Below are 1,010 nucleotides of genomic sequence, written 5' to 3'. Positions count from 1 at the left end.
TTTTCGTGCGTGAAGCCTACGTCGTCATTTTGGAAAAAGAACGTGTTTAAACTCGGCGTCTATGCCTGTCTCGGATTATTCGGAAGATTGGAGCCATGACAATCAACGATTTTTGGAACATCATTGATCAAGCACGTCCTGAATCTCGCAATATTGGGGAATTCAACCAAAACTTGAATCGGTTATTGGAATCTTTACCAGATGAGGATTTATTATATTTCGATTATTTCTTTAAGATGTACGAATGCACAATCATTGCCAGTCCCAATAGATTAATTTGGTCTGCGCTATCTTTGGTGTACGGTGGTAAGCATAAATACAATACTTATGGCTTTGCAGCTTGGCTGATTTTGCAAGGTAAAAGCCACTATCTTGCTGTTTTACATGATGCCGATCGGCTGGCTGATACTGAAGCTACTCAAAACTATTGCAGTGGTAACTTGAAGGGGCATGAGCATGAGTTTCCTGAACAACGTTACTTGGCAGGCAGAATATACAGCAAGAGAAACCGCATCGGTATTCGCGCATTCGAAAAAACTACCAAAGAATTCGCCCCAAAAGCCAACACAGAGTGGCAAAAAATCGAACAGCAAGAATTAAACTCTCCCACCTTTCAGTCCAATAGAAATTGGACACTGGAAGATCTTGCCGTGATACTACCCAATACCTATCAAAAATATATATGTGTATGAATGTACAATTAAATACATATCCGAAAAGAAAATGAAAGACGACGGATTTATCAACTGATACCGCTTTAAAAACACCCTATTTTGAAAACTTAACGCAACATCCTTGTTTAATAGACAAGGCCGTCTGAAATGTAAGTTTCAGACGGCCTTATTACCCTTCCCAAATTTATCAAATACCATGAAATTCTTTTCTCACTTTTATCTTGAAAATCATATGTATTTCCACGACTACTTGAAATATATCCTGATTTTCGCCGCCCTCGTCATCCTCCTGCTCGCCGTATCGCAATACCTGCGCCACCGCATGGACACCAAATA

Annotated in this window: 2 protein-coding genes; both read left to right on the top strand. The window is 39.8% G+C overall.

Annotation, left to right across the window (positions count from 1 at the left end):
• The first annotated feature begins 95 nt into the window (after window positions 1-95).
• Entirely contained in the window at window positions 96-692 is a 597-nt protein-coding gene (locus tag ACTHS3_RS14625; protein ID WP_003749374.1) for a DUF4240 domain-containing protein, read from the top strand.
• Window positions 693-795: 103 nt separating this feature from the next.
• Window positions 796-1,010: DUF3290 family protein (locus ACTHS3_RS14620; RefSeq protein ID WP_440368327.1), on the top strand; the 215-nt coding region annotated here is incomplete at its 3' end.

The organism is Neisseria sp. P0009.S007 (genome assembly GCF_051962515.1).
The sequence above is the reverse complement of the archived record's forward strand: the minus strand, read 5'-3'. Positions and strand labels throughout refer to the sequence as shown.